18 protein-coding genes are annotated in these 20,724 nt (G+C 61.3%); 3 read left to right on the forward strand and 15 right to left on the reverse strand.

The features are described 5' to 3' along the window. Window positions 1-6 precede the first annotated feature (6 nt). Complete coding sequence (locus RAE21_RS14400) at window positions 7-828, reverse strand: UPF0149 family protein (protein WP_313881951.1); 822 nt, start codon at window positions 826-828, stop codon at window positions 7-9. A 55-nt stretch (window positions 829-883) separates the two neighbouring features. Between RAE21_RS14400 and RAE21_RS14405 the strand changes: the two genes are divergently transcribed. Both RAE21_RS14405 and RAE21_RS14410 read left to right on the forward strand, forming a co-directional pair. Further along, a complete protein-coding gene (locus RAE21_RS14405) occupies window positions 884-2,509 on the forward strand; it encodes an FMN-binding glutamate synthase family protein (RefSeq protein ID WP_313881952.1) in 1,626 nt (541 codons plus the stop codon). A 44-nt stretch (window positions 2,510-2,553) separates the two neighbouring features. Beyond that, window positions 2,554-5,286: a sensor histidine kinase gene (locus RAE21_RS14410; protein ID WP_313881953.1), complete on the forward strand. Its 2,733-nt coding sequence runs from the start codon at window positions 2,554-2,556 to the stop codon at window positions 5,284-5,286. An 11-nt stretch (window positions 5,287-5,297) separates the two neighbouring features. Here the strand turns inward: RAE21_RS14410 and RAE21_RS14415 are convergent, their stop codons facing one another. The 9 genes from RAE21_RS14415 to argS form a co-directional block, all read right to left on the reverse strand. Next, window positions 5,298-5,705 (reverse strand): putative toxin-antitoxin system toxin component, PIN family, encoded by a 408-nt coding sequence (locus tag RAE21_RS14415; protein ID WP_313881954.1) that lies wholly within the window; start codon window positions 5,703-5,705, stop codon window positions 5,298-5,300. A 1-nt stretch (window position 5,706) separates the two neighbouring features. Further along, window positions 5,707-6,981: a THUMP domain-containing class I SAM-dependent RNA methyltransferase gene (locus RAE21_RS14420; RefSeq protein ID WP_313881955.1), complete on the reverse strand. Its 1,275-nt coding sequence runs from the start codon at window positions 6,979-6,981 to the stop codon at window positions 5,707-5,709. Further along, a complete protein-coding gene (gene rpoN, locus RAE21_RS14425; RefSeq protein WP_313881956.1) occupies window positions 6,978-8,579 on the reverse strand; it encodes an RNA polymerase factor sigma-54 in 1,602 nt (533 codons plus the stop codon). The genes RAE21_RS14420 and rpoN overlap by 4 nt, the downstream gene beginning before the upstream one ends. Continuing rightward, window positions 8,580-9,356 carry an LPS export ABC transporter ATP-binding protein gene (lptB, locus tag RAE21_RS14430; RefSeq protein ID WP_313874275.1) on the reverse strand — a complete coding sequence of 259 codons (777 nt, stop codon included), beginning with the start codon at window positions 9,354-9,356 and terminating at the stop codon, window positions 8,580-8,582. It lies immediately after the preceding gene. After that, window positions 9,353-9,961, reverse strand: a complete 609-nt coding sequence (lptA, locus tag RAE21_RS14435; protein ID WP_313881957.1) for a lipopolysaccharide transport periplasmic protein LptA — start codon at window positions 9,959-9,961, stop codon at window positions 9,353-9,355. Before lptA ends, lptB begins: the two co-directional genes overlap by 4 nt. A gap of 74 nt (window positions 9,962-10,035) precedes the next feature. After that, window positions 10,036-10,968 carry an exopolyphosphatase gene (locus RAE21_RS14440; protein ID WP_313881958.1) on the reverse strand — a complete coding sequence of 311 codons (933 nt, stop codon included), beginning with the start codon at window positions 10,966-10,968 and terminating at the stop codon, window positions 10,036-10,038. 91 nt (window positions 10,969-11,059) lie between these two features. Further along, on the reverse strand, window positions 11,060-11,716 hold the full coding sequence (locus tag RAE21_RS14445; RefSeq protein WP_313881959.1) for a thiol:disulfide interchange protein DsbA/DsbL: 657 nt from the start codon (window positions 11,714-11,716) through the stop codon (window positions 11,060-11,062). A gap of 63 nt (window positions 11,717-11,779) precedes the next feature. Beyond that, the gene (locus RAE21_RS14450) at window positions 11,780-12,484 is read right to left on the reverse strand and encodes an SPOR domain-containing protein (RefSeq protein WP_313881960.1); all 705 of its coding nucleotides are present in this window, start codon (window positions 12,482-12,484) and stop codon (window positions 11,780-11,782) included. A 20-nt stretch (window positions 12,485-12,504) separates the two neighbouring features. Beyond that, a complete protein-coding gene (gene argS, locus RAE21_RS14455) occupies window positions 12,505-14,202 on the reverse strand; it encodes an arginine--tRNA ligase (RefSeq protein ID WP_313881961.1) in 1,698 nt (565 codons plus the stop codon). Window positions 14,203-14,343: 141 nt separating this feature from the next. On the opposite strand from argS, the gene RAE21_RS14460 reads away from it, so the two are divergent. Beyond that, window positions 14,344-14,661 (forward strand): PsiF family protein, encoded by a 318-nt coding sequence (locus RAE21_RS14460; RefSeq protein WP_313881962.1) that lies wholly within the window; start codon window positions 14,344-14,346, stop codon window positions 14,659-14,661. Between the two features lie 55 nt (window positions 14,662-14,716). Here the strand turns inward: RAE21_RS14460 and ubiA are convergent, their stop codons facing one another. From ubiA to recG, 5 genes are all read right to left on the reverse strand, one after another. After that, window positions 14,717-15,574 carry a 4-hydroxybenzoate octaprenyltransferase gene (ubiA, locus tag RAE21_RS14465; protein WP_313881963.1) on the reverse strand — a complete coding sequence of 286 codons (858 nt, stop codon included), beginning with the start codon at window positions 15,572-15,574 and terminating at the stop codon, window positions 14,717-14,719. A 68-nt stretch (window positions 15,575-15,642) separates the two neighbouring features. Further along, entirely contained in the window at window positions 15,643-16,614 is a 972-nt protein-coding gene (locus RAE21_RS14470) for a LysR substrate-binding domain-containing protein (RefSeq protein ID WP_313881964.1), read from the reverse strand. Window positions 16,615-16,676: 62 nt separating this feature from the next. Further along, window positions 16,677-17,567 carry a DMT family transporter gene (locus RAE21_RS14475; protein WP_313881965.1) on the reverse strand — a complete coding sequence of 297 codons (891 nt, stop codon included), beginning with the start codon at window positions 17,565-17,567 and terminating at the stop codon, window positions 16,677-16,679. Between the two features lie 25 nt (window positions 17,568-17,592). Then, window positions 17,593-18,534 carry a hypothetical protein gene (locus tag RAE21_RS14480; RefSeq protein WP_313881966.1) on the reverse strand — a complete coding sequence of 314 codons (942 nt, stop codon included), beginning with the start codon at window positions 18,532-18,534 and terminating at the stop codon, window positions 17,593-17,595. A 50-nt stretch (window positions 18,535-18,584) separates the two neighbouring features. Beyond that, window positions 18,585-20,687 carry an ATP-dependent DNA helicase RecG gene (gene recG, locus RAE21_RS14485; protein ID WP_313881967.1) on the reverse strand — a complete coding sequence of 701 codons (2,103 nt, stop codon included), beginning with the start codon at window positions 20,685-20,687 and terminating at the stop codon, window positions 18,585-18,587. Between the last annotated feature and the right edge of the window lie 37 nt (window positions 20,688-20,724).

A 20,724-nucleotide genomic window follows, 5' to 3' on the forward strand; every position in this document is an offset into this window, starting at 1 on the left:
GCTGGTTTAAGCGCCGTGGCACTTCTTGTACTTCTTGCCGCTACCGCAATGGCACGGGTCATTGCGGCCGGGTTCAGCTTCCTTGCGCACGGTCTCGACACGGGGGCCGAAATTGCGCCAGAGTTCGCGCAGGTCGTAGACCGCCCAAACGGCATCTGAAAAGTCATTGATGCGGCGCTGGCTCACACTGGCCGGACCGTTGTCGTCAAACACCGAGATGGTGGGTTCGTCGGTGTCGTCTTCGGTGAGCGCGACGATGGCTTGCAAGGAGGCGTCCAGCCACTTTTCCGCCTCTTTGTCGCGCGGGGCGGCCCACTCTTCCGGCCAGGATTCCACGGCGAACATAAAGCCCAAGGCCCAGACTTGACCGAACGAAGGCAAGTCTTCGCCTTCCATCTTGGCGCGGTCTTCCTCCGGCAAAGAGGCGACCGCACCGCGGACATCCATCACCTCCGGGTGGTAGGCGTTTTCGTCATCCAGGCCGTTGATTTCCACACCCAGACCGCGCACGACATCGTCCCAGCGGCGGGTCCAGAGGGCCATGAAACGCGCGGCTTGCGCGGCATCCGTAAATCCACCGGCTTCGCCGGCGGCCGGGACTTCCATGTCGAGGAGCACCGGGAAATATTCGTCAGCCGCAATCGGGCGACGGCAAACCACGAGCGCGGCCATAAAGCCTTCGCAGAATTCCCATTGGGGAATTTCGTCATGGCGGGTCCGCAGATCGTCCAGGATGGTGTCAATTTCATCAAATTCCTCGGGGCTCAGGCTGTAGCCCTGGGACATTTCCAGATCAGTTGCGGATTCGGTCGGTGTATTGGTGGTCATAAGCTGTGCAAAGAGAGTGCAGGCTGGTATTGTCTCTCCGAAGGAGTGCCATGCCATGCTCAATACCCTGAATGCCGTTTTCCCGATTCGCTATACCGTGCTGGGGCTCAGTGTTTTCGCATTGCTGCTGAGCGTCTTCAGCGTGTTGGTGTTCGGTGTGGGCTTCGGCTCATTGCTGATCACCGGCTTGCTGGTCGGCGTGGGGGTGTACGACCTGCGCCAGACCAAACGATCTATTCTGCGCAACTACCCCATCATCGGTCATCTGCGCTTCATCCTCGAGTTTGTGCGGCCGGAGATACGCCAGTACTTTATCGAGAGCGACAACGAGGCCACGCCGTTCTCCAGGTCTCAGCGTTCACTGGTGTACCAGCGGGCCAAGGGGGACCCGGACAAGCGGCCCTTTGGCACCCAGTTAGATGTCCATGCCGATGGCTACGAGTGGGTCAACCACTCGGTGTCGCCCACCAAAATCACATCGCATGATTTCCGCATCACCATCGGCGAGCACAGCGCCCAACCCTATTCAGCCAGTGTGTTCAACATTTCGGCCATGAGCTTCGGGTCGCTGAGTGCCAATGCCATCCTCGCGCTCAACAAAGGCGCCAAGCGGGGCAACTTTGCCCACGACACGGGCGAAGGATCGATATCAACCCACCACCGGGTGCATGGTGGCGACTTGATCTGGGAGGTCGCGTCAGGCTACTTCGGCTGCCGCAATGACGACGGCAGCTTCAACGCCGACAAATTCGCAGACAACGCCCGCGACCCGCAGGTCAAAATGATTGAGCTCAAACTCAGCCAAGGGGCCAAGCCGGGCCATGGCGGCATGTTGCCGGGCCCCAAAGTCACCCCTGAGATTGCGCAGGCACGCGGCGTGCCGGTCGGGGTGGACTGTATTTCGCCGGCCTCACACAGCGCGTTTTCCACACCGATCGAAATGATGCAATTCATTGCCCGCTTGCGCGACCTCTCGGGTGGCAAGCCGACCGGCATGAAGCTGTGTATCGGCCATCCGTGGGAGTGGTTTGCCATGGTCAAAGCCATGTTGGAAACCGGTATCACCCCGGACTTTATTGTGGTGGATGGTGCCGAGGGCGGCACGGGAGCCGCACCGCTCGAATTCACCGACCACGTGGGTGCTCCGGTGCAAGAGGGTCTGCTGCTGGTACACAACACCTTGCGGGGCGTGGGCCTGCGGGATCGCGTAAAAATCGGGGTAGCTGGCAAAGTGGTGAGCGCATTTGATGTGGCCCGCTACATGGCGCTGGGGGCCGACTGGTGCAACAGCGCGCGGGGCTTCATGTTTGCCTTGGGTTGCATCCAGGCCCAACACTGCCACACAGGCCACTGCCCCACAGGCGTGACCACCCAAGACCCGCTGCGACAGCAAAGCCTCGTCGTGCCTGACAAGGCGGATCGGGTCTACAACTTCCACCAACAGACCTTGTTTGCGCTCAAGGAAATGGTGCAAGCCGTGGGGGTGTACCACCCGAACGAAATCACGGCCCACCACATCGTGCGCCGCAGCGACAACAAGGTCCGCTCGCTGGCACAGTTCATCCTGACGCAGTTGCCCAACGGCGCCTTGCTGGGCGAATCGGTAGCCAGCTTGCCCTTGATCTACCGCCAAACCTGGCCCCGGGCACAGGCCCACAGTTTTGCGCTCCGCCCCGAATAATGCAGTTCCGGCCGGCAGCGTTTTACAGGCGAGTTCTATGGCTGATGACGTGGCTCTGGTGCGTCGCATCTCCGGCCCTGGCCGGAGACGGCACACGGGTGCTGATGCTGGTGTCGTACCACCCGGGCATGGCTTGGAGCGATGCGCAACTCGCCGGTGTGCGGACGGCCCTCGAGGGGGTCGCGCCGCCGATTGACCTGCAAATCGAGTACCTCGACACGAAACGCGTCGCGCCGAGCGACAAGCATTTCCGCCTGGTAGAAGCGGTCTTGATGAGCAAGATCGGGGCCTCTGCTCCGGCCTTGATCCTGGCTTCGGACGATGATGCCCTGGACCTCGCTTTGCAACTCCGCAGACGCCACTATCCGCAAGTGCCGGTGTTGTTCTCTGGCGTGGCGATCAGCCGCTCGGAAGCACTGGCTCGCGAAACCCGTATCGGCGGCGTGTTTGACGATGTGAACGTGGGCAGCAGCCTCACGGTGGTCCTCCGAATGCTCCCCGCCACCCGGCGCATTGTGGTGGTACACGACCAAAGCCGCACCAGCCTGGCCCAGGTCGAGACTCTGCGCGAAGGCTTGGCCGCCCAGCCACGGCTGGAGGTGGAATACCTGACCGACCTGCCCGCCGCCGCGGTGCAAGCGCGCTTGGCACAACTCGGGCCGCAGGACTTGGTGTTTGCGCTGCCATTCAACCGGGATGCCAACGGCGCCCTCTTCAGCCACGAGGAGGCCGCAGACCTCTGGGCCAGCGCCTCGCGAGCGCCGGTCGCGGTAACCCGCGATGTCGCAATGCGGCCCGGGATTCTGGGTGGTTTTTTGGTGTCGGGGCTCGCCCAGGGGCAGGCCATGGGGGAACTGGCGAAGCAGCTCATCAGCGGCAGCGCCCCTCAACCCCTGCCGATGAAAGCAGCCCCGGTACAGGCCACGTTTGACTACCCGCAACTCCAGCGCTGGGGCATAGACCCGGACCTGCTGCCGCCTGATGCGGTGGTGCTCAACCCACCGCCCAACCCGCTCGAAGACTTGCGCCCCTACTTGGTGTGGCTGGCCGCATTGTTCGGGAGTCTGCTGATCATCATCGGCTTGCTGCTGTACGGCATTCGCAGCCGCCAGATCGCAGCGCGCGCACTACGGCAAAGCGAAAAAAACTACCGCGACTTGTTTGACCACAGCCCGGACGGGATCCTGATCCAAGCGCTTCCCGGTGGGCACACGGTCGAGGTCAACCCGCGCTTTCTGGGCATGTTCGGCTACACCGCCATCGAGGCACGGCAACTGCAGTTCAAAGATTTGCGCGTGGAGGCGGGGGCCGCCCCCTTGACCCCGACACAGGCGACTGAGGCCCAGCTCCGCCGCAAAGACGGCAGCGTGTTCTGGGCCGAGGTCTCTGCGATCGAACTGCAGGTGGGTACCTCCAACCGTGCGGTCATCAACCTGCGCGATATCACCGACCGCAAGCGGGCCGAGTCGCTGGCGCAAGAGATGGAACACCGCATCCGGCAGATTTACGAGAACCTCCCGGTGGCGGTGTTTGCCATTGACGCCCAGCACCGCGTGACTTTCTGGAACCCGCAAATGACGCGCCTGACCGGCGTCAAAGCGCAAGACGTGGTGGGCACTACCGACAGTTGGCGCGGCATCTACCCTTCCAAACGCCCCTGCCTGCTGGATGTGCTGGTCGACGGTACCAAGGCCGATGACATCACCCGTTTCTTTGGCGACAACCTGCGAGCCAGCACCCACGTGCCCGGAGCGTTGGAGGGCGAAGGCTATTTCACGAATGCGGACCAGACCCAAGGCATGTGGGGCCGCTTCTGCGCATCGCCGCTGCGTGACGCAGACGGCACCATCACCGGTGCGATTGAAACCATGATCGACATCACGCCGCTCAAGCTCATCCAAACCGATCTGGAAACCCTGAACCGTGAACTTGAAGCCCGGGTAGAGACCCGCAATGCAGAGCTGCAGCGCGCGATGGGTCAGCTGCTGCAAAGTGAAAAGCTGGCCGCACTCGGCAGCCTGGTGGCCGGCATGGCCCATGAGCTCAACACGCCTATCGGCAATGTCTTGGCGGTCGCAAGCACCTTGACCGAAGATGCTGCCTCGTTTTCCCAAAAGCTGCTCTCTGGCAGTGCACGACGGGGCGACGTTGAAAAAGGCGCACTCCGCCTGCAAGAAGCCAGCGTGTTGATCGAGCGCAACGCCACCCGTGCGGCCAAGCTGATCAGCGACTTCAAAGAAGTGGCAGTGGACCAGACCAGCTCGCGCAGGCGCCATTTCTCTTTGCTGGAGGTCATGCAGGAAATTTTGCACACCACTCAACCGCTGTTCAAAGGGAAGGGCCACACGGTCACACTCGATATCCCCCCTGACCTAGAGCTCGACAGCTACCCCGGCCCGCTGGAGCAGATCATGACCAATCTGTTGACCAACTCGGTCCACCACGCGTTTGCAGCCGATGTGGCCGGCGAAATGGTGATTCGGGCTGAACCGCAGGGTGAGCAGATCCTGCTGCACTACCGGGACAACGGCTGCGGCATTCCGGCGGCCAACCTGGCCCACATTTTTGAGCCCTTTTACACCACCAAACTCGGCCGCGGCGGCAGCGGGCTCGGGATGTACCTGGTCTACAACCTGGTGACAAATATTCTTGGAGGGCGTATCCAGGTCCAAAGCTCGCTCGGCGAGGGGACCTGGGTAGACATCACGATCCCACGCACCGCGCCGGACGTAGCCACCCACCCTTTGGCCAAAGGCGTCAGCCAGCCCGGATTCTGAGTTGCTATGCTTTAAATAGCAGCACGCGCACGCGCACCGAGCGCTAGCAGTCTTTTTGCCATGCAAAGTACCGCGTGATCCTTGCTGAGCACGGTGCACCGATGGGCGACCGCCAGGTCAATAAAGCGCTGGTCATCCGGGTCCTTGCAGGTCACCGGGGCCTTGTCGGCCACCGCCACGGTGTGTACCAGCGCATCGCGCGCGGCCAGCACCGCCTCGGGCAGCAGGGCATAAAACGCCAGACGTTTGGCGATTTGCGGGTAGGCCAGCACCCGCTCCAGCTCGTCCCGCATGGCGGGAGTCGCAATCCACCGCAGCGCGCCTGTGCTCAAAGCAGTCTGCAAAGGCTGGGTCAGCGGGTCTTTGAACACCAACAAATCGAGGACGATGTTGGTGTCGAGCACAATGCCCGGCGCCATCTCAGGCATCGGGAGCCGGTGTACCGGGCTTGGCAAGCCGGCCCTTGACCATGTCGAACTTGAACAGGCGGCACTCCAGCGGGCCGTTCCACATCGGTACCCGGCGCGACTCTTTGAGGCGCATTTTGCTGGGCAGCTTGAGGTCGGGGGTGAGCATCCAGGCGGTCCAGCCGCTGTAGTTTTTCTTCCAGTGGCTGGCCAGCTGGTTGAAAAAGTCCACGCCCTCATCGGTCTCCGCCAGCTCACGCGCGCCATAGCGGGCGCCTTCGCCCTCACCCGCCACGCCGCTGATACCGATACGCTCGCCATACGGTGGGTTGATCAACATGACGCCACCCCCGGTGTCGCTCACATCAATAGGGGGCATGCGCTGCAAAGCATCGCCGCCGCGGAACTCGATCACATCAGCCACACCAGCGCGCTGCGCATTGCGCTCGGCAAAGTCGACCATCCGGAAGGACACATCGCTGCCGTAGATCAAGGCTTTTTGACCTGGCTCCGGCTTCACGACGGCCTCTGCCGCTTCTTTTTTCATAGCAGCCCACTCTTCCGATCGGAAAGGCTTGTACTTCTCAAACGCAAAGCGGCGCAGCGAACCTGCTGCAATATTGCAGGCAATCTGGGCTGCTTCAATGACCACCGTGCCGCTGCCGCAGCAGGGGTCATAGAGGGGCAGCAAATCGGCATCGCCCGAGGCCCAGCCGCTAGCGGCGATCATGGCGGCTGCGAGGGTTTCCTTGAGCGGCGCATCGCCCTTATCTTCGCGCCAGCCGCGCTTGAACAGGGGCTCACCCGAGGTATCGATATAAAGCGAACAGCTGTCGGTGGTCAGGTGGGCGAAGATGCGTACATCCGGCCACTGGGTGTTCACATCCGGGCGCACGCCGCCCGCCACTTCGCGGAAGCGGTCGCAGACTGCGTCTTTCACCTTCAAGGCAGCAAAGTTCAACGAGGTCAAGGGGCTGTGCTGCGCCGTGACCTCGACCTTGATGCTTTCGCGCGGCGTGAACCAGCGCTCCCACGCCACTTGCATGGCAGCGCGGTACAAGTCCTGCTCGCTGCGGTACTCGGTGTACGACACCAAGACCAGCACCCGCTGGGCCAGGCGGCTGTAGAGGTTGAGCAGCATTGCATGCTCAAACCCGGTACGCACGGCTACGCCGCCGCGCTGCTTGGTGATACAGCCCGGGGGCAGACCGGTGATCTGCAAAATTTCGGGGGCAAGATAGTCCTCCACGCCGGCAGCGCAGGGGAGAAAAAGAGTCAATTGGTTCATAGCGCTTTGCGGAGTGAGGCGGGGGCAATCTTCAGCCCCTCGCGGTATTTGGCCACGGTGCGCCGGGCGCATTCAATGCCCTGCTCTTTGAGCATGTCGGAAATCTGGTTATCGCTCAAGGGCTTTTTGGGGCTCTCGGAGGCAATAAATTGCTTGATCAGCGCCCGCACCGCGGTGCTGGACGCATTGCCACCGCTCTCGGTGCCCAGGCCGGAGCCGAAAAAGTATTTCAGCTCAAAGGTGCCGAACGGCGTGGCCATGTACTTGGCGGTCGTGACGCGGCTGATGGTGGACTCGTGTAGACCCAGCTCGTCAGCAATTTCACGGAGCACCAGAGGGCGCATGGCCAGCTCACCGTGGGTGAAGAAATTCTTTTGTCGCTCGACGATGGCGGTGCTGACTCGCAAAATCGTGTCGAAGCGCTGCTGGATGTTTTTGATGAACCAGCGTGCTTCCTGCAATCGCTGCTGCAGCCCGGCATGGCTGGAGCTGGCTTTGTGGTTGCGCAGCACGTTGGCATAGATGTCGTGGACTTTAAGCCGCGGCATCACATCGGGGTTGAGCTGCACGCGAAACTTGGCGGCGCCACCCACTCTGCCGATCGGCACGACCAGCACATCGGGCACCACAATGTTGCGCTCAACATCCACAAAACGGCGGCCGGGCTTGGGCTCCAGGCGGGCAATCAGGGCAATGGCTTCGCGCACCAGCGCGTCGCTCCCGACGCCGGCTTGCACCAAACGCTTGATGTCCCGGCGCGCCAACAACTCCATGGGCTGTTGGCAAATCGCCAACGCCACCTGCAGCACCTCGATGCGGGCCCATTCGCCATCGTCATCCGCGGTTTGCAACAGGGCCTGGATCTGCAGGCGCAAACACTCGCCCAGGTCACGCGCGCCCACCCCCACCGGCTCCAGGCTGTGCAGCAAGCCCCGTGCAACGGTGAAGTGGTGCACCAGCTCATGGAGCTGCTCTTCGTCACCGGGGTGCAGGCTTTGAGCCAATTCCGCCAGCGGCTCCTCGAGGTAACCGTCGTCGTTCAGGGACTCGATCAAGAACCGCAGGGCCGCTGCATCCTCAGGGCTCAGGCGCAAGCCCGCCGCCTGGCGGTGCAAAAAAATCTGCAATGACTCGCCCGAGCGCGCCAGTTCGGTGGCGTCTTTCTGCTCGTCGTCGTCAAGGTTGTTGGCTTTGGCCTTCGCGTCAACGCCCCATTCGCCATCGTCCGGGGTCATTTCGGTCGTGCCGTCGCCCTCCCAGCTGGGTTCGTCGCTGCTAGACAAGGGCGAGGACTCTTCCTCATTTGTGCTGCTAGCGCTCGTACTGCTTGCGTACTCAGCTACTGAATTGATAGCAAAATCAGGCTCTCGCTCGCTCAGGCGATCGCCTTCGCTCACCGTGGCATCGACCGTATCGAGCCCGAAGTCCTCGCGCTCGGCACGCTCTTCGGTCAACTCCAGAAACGGGTTTTCATCCAGCATTTGCTCCACTTCCTGGCTGAGCTCCAGGGTGGAGAGCTGCAACAGGCGAATGGATTGTTGCAGCTGGGGCGTGAGTGCCAGGTGCTGCGAAACTCGGAGCGAGAGACCTTGTTTCATCTACATCTTGAAATGTTCACCGAGGTACACCCGGCGCACATCGGCGTTATTCACGATCTCTGAGGGCGTGCCCTCTGCCAGCACATGCCCGTCGCTGATGATGTACGCGTGGTCGCAAATACCCAGGGTCTCACGCACGTTGTGGTCGGTGATCAGCACGCCGATACCGCGGGCCTTCAGGAAGTTGATGATGCGTTGGATCTCAATCACCGCGATCGGGTCGATACCCGCAAAGGGCTCATCCAGCAAGATAAAGCGGGGCCTGGTGGCCAACGCCCGCGCAATTTCGACACGACGGCGCTCCCCTCCGGACAAGGCCAGCGAGGGCGATTCCCGCAAATGCTCCACCCGGAGCTCTTGGAGCAAATCAGTCAGTCGGCGTTCGATTTCATCGGACTTCAAAGGGGCTCCGGCATCGTCGCGCTGCAGCTCCAGCACGGCGCGCACGTTGTCTTCCACATTGAGCTTGCGGAAGATGGAGGCTTCTTGCGGCAAGTAGCCCAAGCCGAGGCGGGCACGGCGGTGAATCGGCATGTGCTCGATGCTTTGGCCGTCGATGGTGATATCGCCCGCACTGGCTCGCAGCAAACCCACGATCATGTAAAACGACGTGGTTTTACCCGCGCCATTGGGGCCCAGCAAACCCACCACCTCGCCGGTGCGAACCGCCAGCGACACATCTTTCACGACCTGGCGTTTGCCATAGTACTTTTGCAGATGGCGGGCTTCGAGCCGCCCGGCACTGCTGTCCGGGGTGTCTTTGACGAGGTCGTTCACTGGCCGACCTTCTCGATTTGGGGCGTAACTTTGAGTTCAGCACCACTGGCAATCGGCGCCGCAGTGCCCCGCTCGGGCTTGGGTGTCAACATGGCTCGCACCCGCCCTGCAGGGGCTGCGGCTGTCTTGGGCGCACCATCCACCGTGAAACGGTCGGTCAGGTTCTCATAGAGGATGACCGCACCGGTCACCTCGTCCGCCAGCGTTGCGCCGCGCAAACGGCGCATCTGGGCTTTTTTGATGAAGCGCACGGTATCGGCTTTGCCGTCGTATTCGATCGTATCGCCCTCGCCCTCGATGTACTCATCGATGCCGTCGCGCTTCTGGCGGAAAAAGGCCTGCTTGTCCGGTGAGCCGGTCACCAAGCCGAATTGATAGCCTTCGGGGTCCTGGCGAACCTCGATCTGGCTCCCCCGGATCAAGATGCTCCCCTTGGTGAGGATCACATTGCCCGTGAAGATGCTGACTTGTTTGAGGTCGTCGTAGCGCAAAGCGTCGGACTCCACATTCATGGGCTTATTGCGGTCCGCCTTTTCGGCGCGAACGCTGCCCACAAGGCCCGACAAGACCAGCAGAACCGACAGGGACAACACAATTTTTTTCATAGGGGCACGAAACTTGCTCGAAGAGCGCTCGGCTCATTGTACCGAGCACTTCACGGCTCCTGCCCCCGCAGTACTCAGCCGTCTGCGTTAATTTTGTGGATCAGTGCTTGCAGCACTTCGGCGGCTTGGGCGTTATCCACTTGGCAGGTGCCGGCATTGGCATGACCGCCGCCGCCGTAGCTCAGCATCAATTCGCCAACATGGGTTTTGGAGCTGCGGTTGGTGATCGATTTACCGGTCGCAAACACGGTGTTTTGCTTTTGCAGACCCCACAACACGTGGATAGAAATATTGGTGTCCGGGAACAGGGCATACACCATGAACCGGTTGACTGCGTAAATGATGTCCTCATTGCGCAAGTCCAGCACTAAGAGATTGCCGTGCACGGTAGAGCAGCGCAAGAGCTGCTCTTTGGCCTTGGCTGCATGCTCAAAATAGAGCTCGACCCGCTCGACCACGTCCGGCAGCTGCAGGATCTGCTCGATACCGTGGTGACGGCAGTATTGGATCAAATCCATCATCAGCTGGTAATTGCTGACCCGGAACTCACGGAATCGGCCCAAGCCGGTGCGCGAATCCATCAGGTAATTCAGCAGCACCCAGCCTGTGGGATTCATGATTTCATCGTGGCTGAAGCGGGCAGAGTCGCCTTTGTCCACCGCCTCCATCATGTCGTGGAAGCGCGCCGGAAAGCGGCTGGCGCCGCCATAGTGGTCATAGACCACGCGGGCCGCCGAATCGGCATGAGGCAGGATGATGTGATTCGGCCGCTCGCCGGTGTTGCGCAGCGTCTCAGACTCGTGGTGATCAAACGCCAAGTGAACGCCCGGCACATACGGCAGGTTGGTCGTGATATCGCGGTCAGAGACCTCGATCTTGCCGTCCTGCATATCCTTGGGGTGGACAAACTTGATGTCGTCAATCAAGTCCAATTCATTGAGGAGAACGGCGCACACCAAGCCATCGAAATCGCTACGGGTGACCAAACGGAACTTCTGGCTAGACATACGACAGACTCCTCAACGATGAATAAAAATTCATTCTAGCCCCGCACCTGAGGCCAAGCGCCACAGGTTTGCCTAGTGCAGGGCTTGGGTATTAGCCGCGTCCTGCGCGCTGGTCGGCGATCAATGCATCGACCACTTGCAAGGCCCGCTGCATGTTGCCGGCCATGGAGCCGTCGGTATAAAAACGCCCCGCCACACCGAGGGCCGGCACGCCTTCCACCTTATAGGCGTTTTGCAATTGCAGTGCCTTGCCGGCCTTGGTCGCTACTGTGAATGAGTTGTACTGGGCCACAAACTGCTCTCGGTTCACGCCCTGTTGGCTGATCCACTCCACGATGGCCTCGGGCCGCGCCAGGTTTTGCTTTTCCACATGGATGGCGGCAAACACTTTGGCGTGGAGTTTGGGCACCAAGCCCATGGCCTCCAGTGTGTAAAACAAGCGCTGCTGGGGAACAAAGCTTTCCTGGAAAGCAATCGGCGCACGGCGGAACGACACATCTTTGGGAAGATTTTTGGTCCAGGCCTGCAATGCCGGCTCAAACGCGTTGCAGTGCGGGCAGTTGTACCAAAAGAACTCCACCACCTCGATCTTTCCTGCGGGCGCCTCGACCGGCGCGCGGGGATCTACCACCTGATAGTCGGTACCGGCCTCTGGCTTTTTCGCCTGGGCTTGAGCCAAAGAAGACCAGGTTCCGGCGGCGCTCAAGGCGGCGCCAGCAGCGACATGGGTAAATGCACGACGTTTCATATCAAAAAGACTCCATAGAGGCGCTGTGTGAGCAAGCACCGCGCCCAAAGTTCCCGCTCTGGCTCAGCGCTGCACGCGCACCAGCGCTGTTTCCAAACCGGCTTTGTCCATCTTTTCCTTGGCCTTGTCCGCATCCTCTTTCTTCTCGAAAGGACCGACCCGGACCCGGAACACCGGTTTACCCGATAGCTCGCGCTCAGAAATTTTGGTTTCAATACCGCTCAACGAAAGCTTGGCACGCTGGCTTTCTGCATCCTCGGCAGTACGGAACGAGCCCACCTGCACCCAGAAAGAGAACACCTCCGACTCTGAGGCTGCCACCTTGGCCTTTGCCAGATCACCCAAAGGATCGGCAGAGGCTTTGGGGTCTGCTTTGGCATCCGGCTTGGCGGCTGTTTTGGCATCGGCCTTGGTATCTGTCTTCGCTTCTGACTTTGCTTCGGATTTGGCATCCGTTTTGGCGTCGACAGCCGGCGACTTCGCCTCAGAAACTTTGCTCGGCGCACTCGGGCTGGAAGCGGCCAGTCCCGGCACGCTGGTAGCAGGCACAGCCCCGACCGGATTTTTGCCGTACATCGGCGCGTTCGGGTCCCAGTTTTTGTTTTTCTGGGTCTCGGCAGCATCTTGGTCGGCGCTGCGGCTGTTGCTCTTGTTCATAAAAGGCACAGGCACTTTGGTGACGTAAACCGCCACCGCCAGCGCTGCGCCCAAGCCCACCACCACGCCTACGATGAACCCGACCAGGGTTCCGCCACGCTCGTTCTTCATGCCTTGCTTTCTCAGAGAAATTACATCTTCTGCGGAGCGCTCACGCCCAGCACCGCCAGGCCATTGTGCAGCACCTGCGCAGTCGCAGCGACCAGCGCCAGGCGCGCGAGTTTGACCGCCTCGTCATCCACCAGAATGCGCTCGGCATCGTAGTAGCTGTGGTAGCTGGCCGCCAATTCGCGCAGGTAGAAGGTCACGTCATGCGGCGCCTCGCCCTCAGTAGCGGCGGTCAGCATTTCGGGGAATTTTGCCAACAGCAGCATCAGGGCCTGGGCTTGCGGGCTCTCGAGGGCAGACAGGTCAACCCCCTTGAGCAGGGCCACATCGCCACCCCAGCTCGCCAGCACCGAGCAAATGCGTGCGTGGGCGTACTGCACGTAGTAGACAGGGTTGTCGTTGTTTTTGGCCACTGCCAAATCCACATCGAAGGTGTATTCGGTGTCCGGCTTGCGGCTCAGCAGGAAGAAACGCACTGCATCTTTACTGGTCCACTCAATCAGGTCGCGCAGCGTCACATAGCTGCCGGCGCGCTTGCTGATCTTGACCTCTTCACCGCCCTTGACCACGCGCACCATGGTGTGCAACACGTAGTCGGGGTAGCCTTGGGGAATGCCGACATCGGCCGCTTGCAGCCCGGCACGCACCCGGGCAATCGTGCCGTGGTGGTCGGTGCCCTGGATGTTCACCACTTTGCTGAAGCCACGCTCCCACTTGGCAATGTGGTACGCCACATCGGGCACGAAGTAGGTGTAGGTGCCATCCTTCTTGCGCATGACGCGGTCTTTGTCGTCACCGTAGTCGGTGCTCTTGAGCCACAGCGCGCCGTCCTGCTCATAAGTTTTGCCGTTGGATACCAACTTGTTCACCGCCGCTTCGACACGGCCGCTGGTGTACAGGCTGGACTCGAGGTAGTACTGGTCAAAGTGCAGATTGAAGGCCTGCAGGTCTTTGTCCTGCTCGTTGCGCAAGTAGGCCACCGCAAACTGGCGGATGTTGTCGTAATCGTCCACATCGCCATTGGCGGTGAACTCGCGGTCGTCTGCCTTGACGGTCGCACAGGCCAAAAAATCGTTGGCAATTTCCTGGATGTAATCGCCGTTGTAAAACGCCTTGCTCTCCGGGTTATCGGGGTCGGTGGGCCAGCAGGTGTCGCCCGGCTTGAAGCCCTTGGCGCGCAGTTGGGTGCTCTTGGTGAGCGTTTCGATTTGCACGCCGGCGTCGTTGTAATAAAACTCGCGGTGCACCTTGTAGCCTTGGGTGGCAAACAGGTTGCAGATAGCGTCGCCCAGCGCCGCCTGGCGGCCGTGGCCCACGTGCAACGGACCGGTCGGGTTCGCCGACACAAACTCCACCAACACCGGCTTGCCGCTGTCCGCCTGGTAGCCAAAGCGCAAGCCTTGGCCCAGCACTTCGCGCACCACTTCCTGCTTGGCAGCTGGCTTCAGGCGAATGTTGATAAAGCCGGGGCCGGCAATTTCAACGTCTTGCACCCACTGTTGGTACACCGGGGTGGCCAGTAGCTCCGTGCGCAGGGTTTCGGCAAGCTGGCGCGGATTCATCTTGAGCGGCTTGGCCAATTGCATGGCCGCCGTGGTGGCGAAATCGCCATGGGCCGCCACCTTGGGCGACTCGAAGGCGGCCTTGGGGCCGGCTCCGGGAGACAGTTTTTCAAGGCAGGCGGCCAGCGCCTGCAGAAGTTCGTGTTTGACAGTAAGCATGCGCAGATTTTACGGGCCTGGAAAAACTGTGATTTCTGTGACTTTGTCCGCCCCTGTGGTCATGGGCACGCTGTATGCTGAGGGCTCCCATTGAGGGATTTCTGCAACGGCAGCCGCGCTGCCTTTTTTACGGGACACCACATGAAGCAACTGATTTCTTATATCGCTTTGGGTTTGGCTCTGGCCGTGGGCGGCGCGCATGCTGCAGACGAAAAGGCTCCGACAGCCCAGCAAGGCAAGATGAAGACCTGCAATGCCGATGCCAAGACAAAAGACCTCAAAGGCGATGAACGCAAAGCCTTCATGAAGGACTGCCTGAGCGCCAAGCCCGCCGCAGCTGAAGGCGGCAAAACCGCGCAGCAAAACAAGATGAAGACCTGTAATGCGGACGCCAAGACCAAAGACCTCAAGGGCGATGACCGCAAGAAGTTCATGAGCGAGTGCCTGAGCGCTAAGTAAGCCACCCGGCATCGCTGTATCCAAGGCCCGGCGGCATCACTGCCCGGGCCTTTTTTTATAGCCCGACGCTGAGCAACACGCCCACAAACACTGAAAAACCCACCCAGTGGTTCAAACGGAAGGCTTTGAAACAGCCTTCGCGGGATCGGTCACGAATCAACGTGCCATGCCAAACCACTTGCACTGCGGCCCCGGCAACCCCCAGCCACCACCCCCAAGCAGCGCCCAACTCGGGCAGCACAAGCCACGACCAGAGGGCAAGGTAGACCAGATAAAACGCCATCACAGCGGGCACATCCCAGCGCCCCAGGGTGATGGCAGAGGTTTTCATACCGATGCGCAGGTCGTCGTCCCGGTCCACCATGGCGTACTCGGTGTCATAGGCCAACACCCAAAACAGGTTCCCCACCAACAGCGCCCAAGCCTGCCACGGAATATCACCCCTCACGGCCGCATAGGCCATGGGTATGCCAAAGCTGAACGCCACGCCCAACACCGCCTGCGGCATCGAGACATAGCGCTTGGCATAGGGGTAGACCAAGGCCACCGCCAGCGCGGCGAAGGACCATGCAATCGTGACGGCATTGGTCGTCAGCACCAAGCCGAAAGCGGCTGCGGCCAGCACACCGCCTACCGCCAGGGCCTCGCGGCTCGAAATACGGCCACTGGTCACCGGGCGCTGGGCAGTGCGCTTGACGTGCTTGTCAAACTCCCGGTCTGCCACGTCATTCACGCAGCAGCCGGCACTGCGCATCAAGATGGTGCCCAAGGTGAACACCACCACCAAATGCCAACCCGGAAACCCGCCATGGGCCAACCACAAGGCAGACAAGGTCGGCCACAAGAGAAGCAGCCAGCCAGCAGGCCGGTTCCAGCGGATCAGGTCGAGATAAAGAGAGAGTTTCACGCGCACAGGATTACTATGATTTTGATAGGTACTCGCCCATTTAAAACGTGGGCAAACAGCCGTTTTTATTCAACTCAAGACAAACGGGTCACACCCGGCAGCTCACAACTGTAGATGGCATTGCGCAGAGCGGCGATGGCCTCGTACCGGGTAAAGCTGCGGCGCCAGGCCAGCACCACGCGGCGCATGGGCGGCGGTAGCGGGCTGCCATCGGGCTTGGCATCCAGGACCGGCAGGTATTTGACGAACCCGGGCTCTGCACCCCGCTTTTTGGGCTCCAGCGCCTCTTTGGGCACACTCAGGCGGGGCACCAGTGTCATACCCATGCCGGCAGCCACCATGTGCTTGATGGTCTCCAGCGACGAGCCTTCAAAACTTTTGCGGATACCCTCCGCATCGCTGGAAAAACGCGCGAACTCGGGGCAGACCTCCAACACGTGGTCGCGGAAGCAATGGCCATTGCCCAGCAGCAACATGGTTTCGCTTTTAAGTTGCTCCGCCGTGACCGAGCTTTGCTTGGCGAGTGCGTGCCCTGCGGGTACCGCCGCATAGAAGGGCTCGTCATAGAGCGGCGCGAGCGCCAGGCCGGTATCCGGAAAAGGCTCGGCCAGAATGGCGCAGTCGATCTCTCCGGTGCGGAGCATCTCGAGTAGCTTCACCGTGAAGTTCTCTTGCAGCACCAGCGGCATTTGGGGGCTCTTGGTGATGACTTGCCGCACCAAAGCTGGCAGCAGGTAAGGCGCAATCGTGTAAATCACCCCCAATTTGAGGGGGCCAGCCAAGGGGTCTTTACCTCGCTTGGCGATGTCTTTGATGTTGGCTGCCTGCTCCAGCACACTCTGGGCCTGCCGGACAATTTCTTCGCCGAGCGGGGTCACCGTCACCTCGTTGGCGCTGCGCTCAAACAGCTTGCAGTCCAGCTCCTCTTCGAGCTTTTTGACCGCCACGGAAAGCGTGGGCTGCGAGACAAAGCAGGCATCTGCTGCCTTGCCGAAGTGCCGCTCACGGGCCACCGCCACAATGTATTTCAGTTCTGTCAGCGTCATACCGTCGCCTCCTAATCGTCAACCATGATGCCACGGCCGATAGTCTGAATCAATGCCGCCTCTCAATGGGCATGGCCCTTGGGCTCGATGATGACCAGCGCAATACCGCAGACCAAGAGTCCTGCACCGCTCCAAAACGCAGCGTCCGGCGTCTCCGCAAAAAACATCGCGCCCAGCGCCGGGCTGAACAACAGCAAGGAAAAACTACCCGCTTCCACCGCCGACGCATCGCCCGCCCGGTAGGCGAAAAAATAACCGAGGTAAATCCCCGCCGCGGCCATGCCCACCACCGGCAACAGGGGCCACAAATTCGCAGGCACTGCGGGAAGCGCAAAGCCGGTAAACAGCCCGAACGTGAGCCAACATGCCACCTGGCTCCAGGTCAGCACCGCGATCGGGTGCTCGGTGCCCGAGTATTTTTTCAAGACGATGCCCAGCATCGACTCCATGAGCGCACCGAGCAAAGCCACCAATGCCGCCGGATGAAAGGCTCCCGTGCCCGGCTGCAAAATCACCAGCACCCCGCCGAAGCCCACAGCCACGCCTGTCCAGCGCAGCCAATGCGGCTTCTCCCCCAAAAAGAACACCCCCAAGGGCAACATGAAGAGAGAGCCGGTCATCAAAAAGGCACTCGCCTCCGCCAGCGGCAAATGCGAGACCGCGTAGGCCGCGCACCAGGCTGAGGTGACGATGAAGCCCGCCCGCAGCACATGGATCAGGGGCTTGCGACTGCGCACCACCCGCCCCTTTGTCGCCACCCATACGGGCATCAGCATGCACAAGACAATGGACGCTTGCAAAAACAGCACCTGCTTGGGCACCAGCCCTTGGGCCATGAGTTGCTTGTTGCAGGCGTCCAGCACAGACCAGCACAACATCGCCATGATGACCAGCAAAACCCCACGGGTATTGCCCTGCAGCGCTTGCCAGCGCATGACCATTGTTTGAACCATAGTGTGTGAAATCAGCCCACCGACGTCAGGTCGTGGCGGGCACCATTTTCTTGAGGCTGTCGCGCAGAATTTCCATGCGCTCTTTCCATGCGCGGCGCACATCGGGCGGCGTATTTTTCAGCACCCGGAAGGAGTGGGGGTCTGGGTGCCCCTCGGCGTCCAGCACATTGATTTCGAGCTCCCCGCCCAAAGAGGTTACGGTGGCACCCCGTAGCGTCGTGTGGGCCGTCTGCTTGCCGGAATGCAAGGTGATGCGGCCTGTCGCGTCGAGGTCAATAAACCACTCAATGCCGCCTTTGCCATCCAGACCCACTTCACTGGTGGTACCGGTAAAGCCCGCCACACGCCGCCACTGGGCGATTTGCTCGTCGGGTGACATCGCGTTGACTTTGCCTTTGGCCTTGAGGGCTGCCTTGGCCGCAGCAGCCTCTTCGGCCTCGCGCTTGGCCGCTTCTTCCGCATCCAGGCGCGCTTGGCGCTGGTGCTCCAAGCGCTCTACCCACAGCTGGATTTGCTTGGCGAAGGTGACAAATTCGTCTGCAACCTTGCTGGGCAGTGGCGCCAGGCGCAGCTCAGCATCCTCTTCGGTTGCCAGAAATGCCAGGCTGTGCCAGCCGGAAGGCTCGGTCGCTTCCTGACCCGGCTTGGGATTGCTAAGGGTGCGCACCATGCGGGCGAGTTCGATGCGCAGGCCCAGCGCATCAAAGGTCACATCCAGCGCGCCCTGTTTTTCCATCTCAGTCTGGCCTTCGCGCGCCTTCTGGTGGTAGGTGGCTTTGCGCGCCTTGACCCGTATCTTGCCTGCCCGGCGCAGCATGTCGACGCTGAACTCATGGGCCTCAAAGCGCTGGCCTCCGGGGATTTTGGTTACCGCAGTGCGCATCCAAAAGGCCTGCAACTCGGCATAGAGGTAAGCCGCGATCGACAGCACGAAGATCGCCCCCACACTCCACAAGATCCAATCCATTTGTCCACTCATGCAGCGATGTTAACGGGCCACGATGACACCAGGCCCGATCAGGCCTTGAGAAACTCAGCCTTGCCACCCAACCAGCGCGCCACATGCTTGGCCGCAAGATGGGGATAGGTGTCGAGCAGCATGGGCGCCTCGGCTTTGGCCCACTCCAGCAAATCCACATCGACCGAGAGGTCTGCAAAGCGCAGCATGGCCTCGCCGCTCTGCCGGGCGCCCAAAAACTCACCGGGGCCGCGGATCTCAAGGTCACGGCGGGCGATCTCAAACCCGTCATTGGTCTCGGCCATGGCCTTCAGCCGTTCCCTGGCTGCCTCGCCCAGCCGCGGCGCATCGCCGGTGGAGTAAAGCAGCACACAAGCCGATGCCGCGGCACCCCGCCCCACACGCCCGCGTAACTGATGCAGTTGGCTAAGGCCGAAACGCTCGGCATGTTCAATCACCATCAGCGAGGCGTTGGGCACGTCCACACCCACTTCAATGACCGTCGTGCTCACCAGCACCGACATCAGCCCCGCGGTGAAGGCGCCCATGACGGCCTTTTTGTCATCCACATGCATGCGCGAGTGCAGCAGCCCGATCAGCACCGGCTGGCCGTCCGCGCGGGTAGCACCCTGCAGAGCCTCGGCCAAGTCCGCGTGGGTCTGGGTGGCATTGCTCAGGTCCAGCGCCTCGCTCTCTTCAATCAGCGGGCACACCCAGTAGACCTGCCGGCCTTGGCTGATCTGGGCGCGGATGCGCTCTATCACTTCGTCGCGCCGCGCATCATTCACCACCTTGGTGACGATGGGCGTGCGCCCGGGGGGCAGCTCATCGAGGGTAGAGACATCAAGGTCCGCGTAGTAGCTCATCGCCAGCGTGCGCGGAATCGGCGTCGCCGTCATCATCAGCAAATGAGGTTCCATATCCTCATGGTGCAGCTTGTTGCGCAGCGCTAGGCGTTGCGCCACGCCGAAGCGGTGCTGCTCGTCGATGATGGCCAGGGCCAGGTTCTTGAACTTCACCTTGTCCTGGATGATGGCGTGGGTGCCCACCACCAACTGCGCTTCACCACTCTCGATCAGGGCCAGCATGGCCCGGCGCTCTTTGGCCTTTTGGGTGCCGGTGAGCCAGGCGGTGGTGATGCCCAAGGGCTCCAGCCAGCCCAGCAGCTTGCGGAAGTGCTGCTCGGCCAAGATTTCGGTGGGCGCCATCAGGGCGCATTGCCAGCCCGCATCCATGCAGATCGCGGCGGCCAAGGCGGCGACCACCGTTTTGCCGGCACCCACATCGCCTTGCAGTAAGCGGTGCATGGGGATGCGGCGCGCCATGTCGCGGGCAATTTCTTCACCCACGCGTTGTTGCGCATTCGTCAGACCGAAAGGCAGGGCCGCCAGCAGCCGGGCATGCAAGGTGCTGCCCTCCACCGCCTGCAGCTGCGGGGCCTTAAGCGCCGCCCGCTCGCGCCGGCTTTGCAGCTGGCTGAGTTGCTGGGCCAACAGCTCCTCGGCCTTGAGCCGTTGCCACGCGGGGTGGCTGTGGTCCATCAGAGTGTCGATCGACACATCCGGCGTGGGGTGGTGCAAAAACTGTAGCGCGTCGCGCAGGGTCCACAAGGGCTGCTGGTGGTTTTGATGCTGGCGGTGCTGCAGCCACTCCAAGTCCCCGGGCGCAAAGGTGTCGCTCAAATCGGCACGCGCCAGGCCGGAGAGCACCGCCTTGCGCAGGTAGGCCTGGGGCAAGCCTGCCACCGTGGGGTACACCGGTGTGAGCGCCGTGGGCAGGTCGCCACCGGCGGCCTTGAAGCTGGGGTGCAACATGGTGCGTCCCAGAAAGCCGCCCTTGACTTCGCCGCGCACCCGCACCGTGTTGCCTACCGCGAGCGCCTTTTGCTGCGAGCCATAGAAGCTAAAGAAACGGAGGGTGCAGGTGTCGGTGCCATCGTCCACCGTCACGATAAGTTGGCGGCGCGGCCGGTAGGTCACCTCCTGGTGCGTGACCGTGGCCTCAATCTGGACCGGGTAGCTGTCGCGAACATCGCTGAGCTTGACGATGCGGGTTTCGTCTTCGTAACGCAGGGGCAGGTGCAAGGCGAGGTCGATATCCCGGCGCAGGCCCAGCTTTTCGAGGGCTTTTTGCGACTCGGTTTTGGGCTTGACTTCAGGCATGGGCGCATTGTGCCGCACTACACTGGGGTGTTTGCCT

It is taken from the genome of Rhodoferax potami (genome assembly GCF_032193765.1).
Classification (GTDB): Bacteria; Pseudomonadota; Gammaproteobacteria; order Burkholderiales; family Burkholderiaceae_C; genus Allorhodoferax; species Allorhodoferax potami.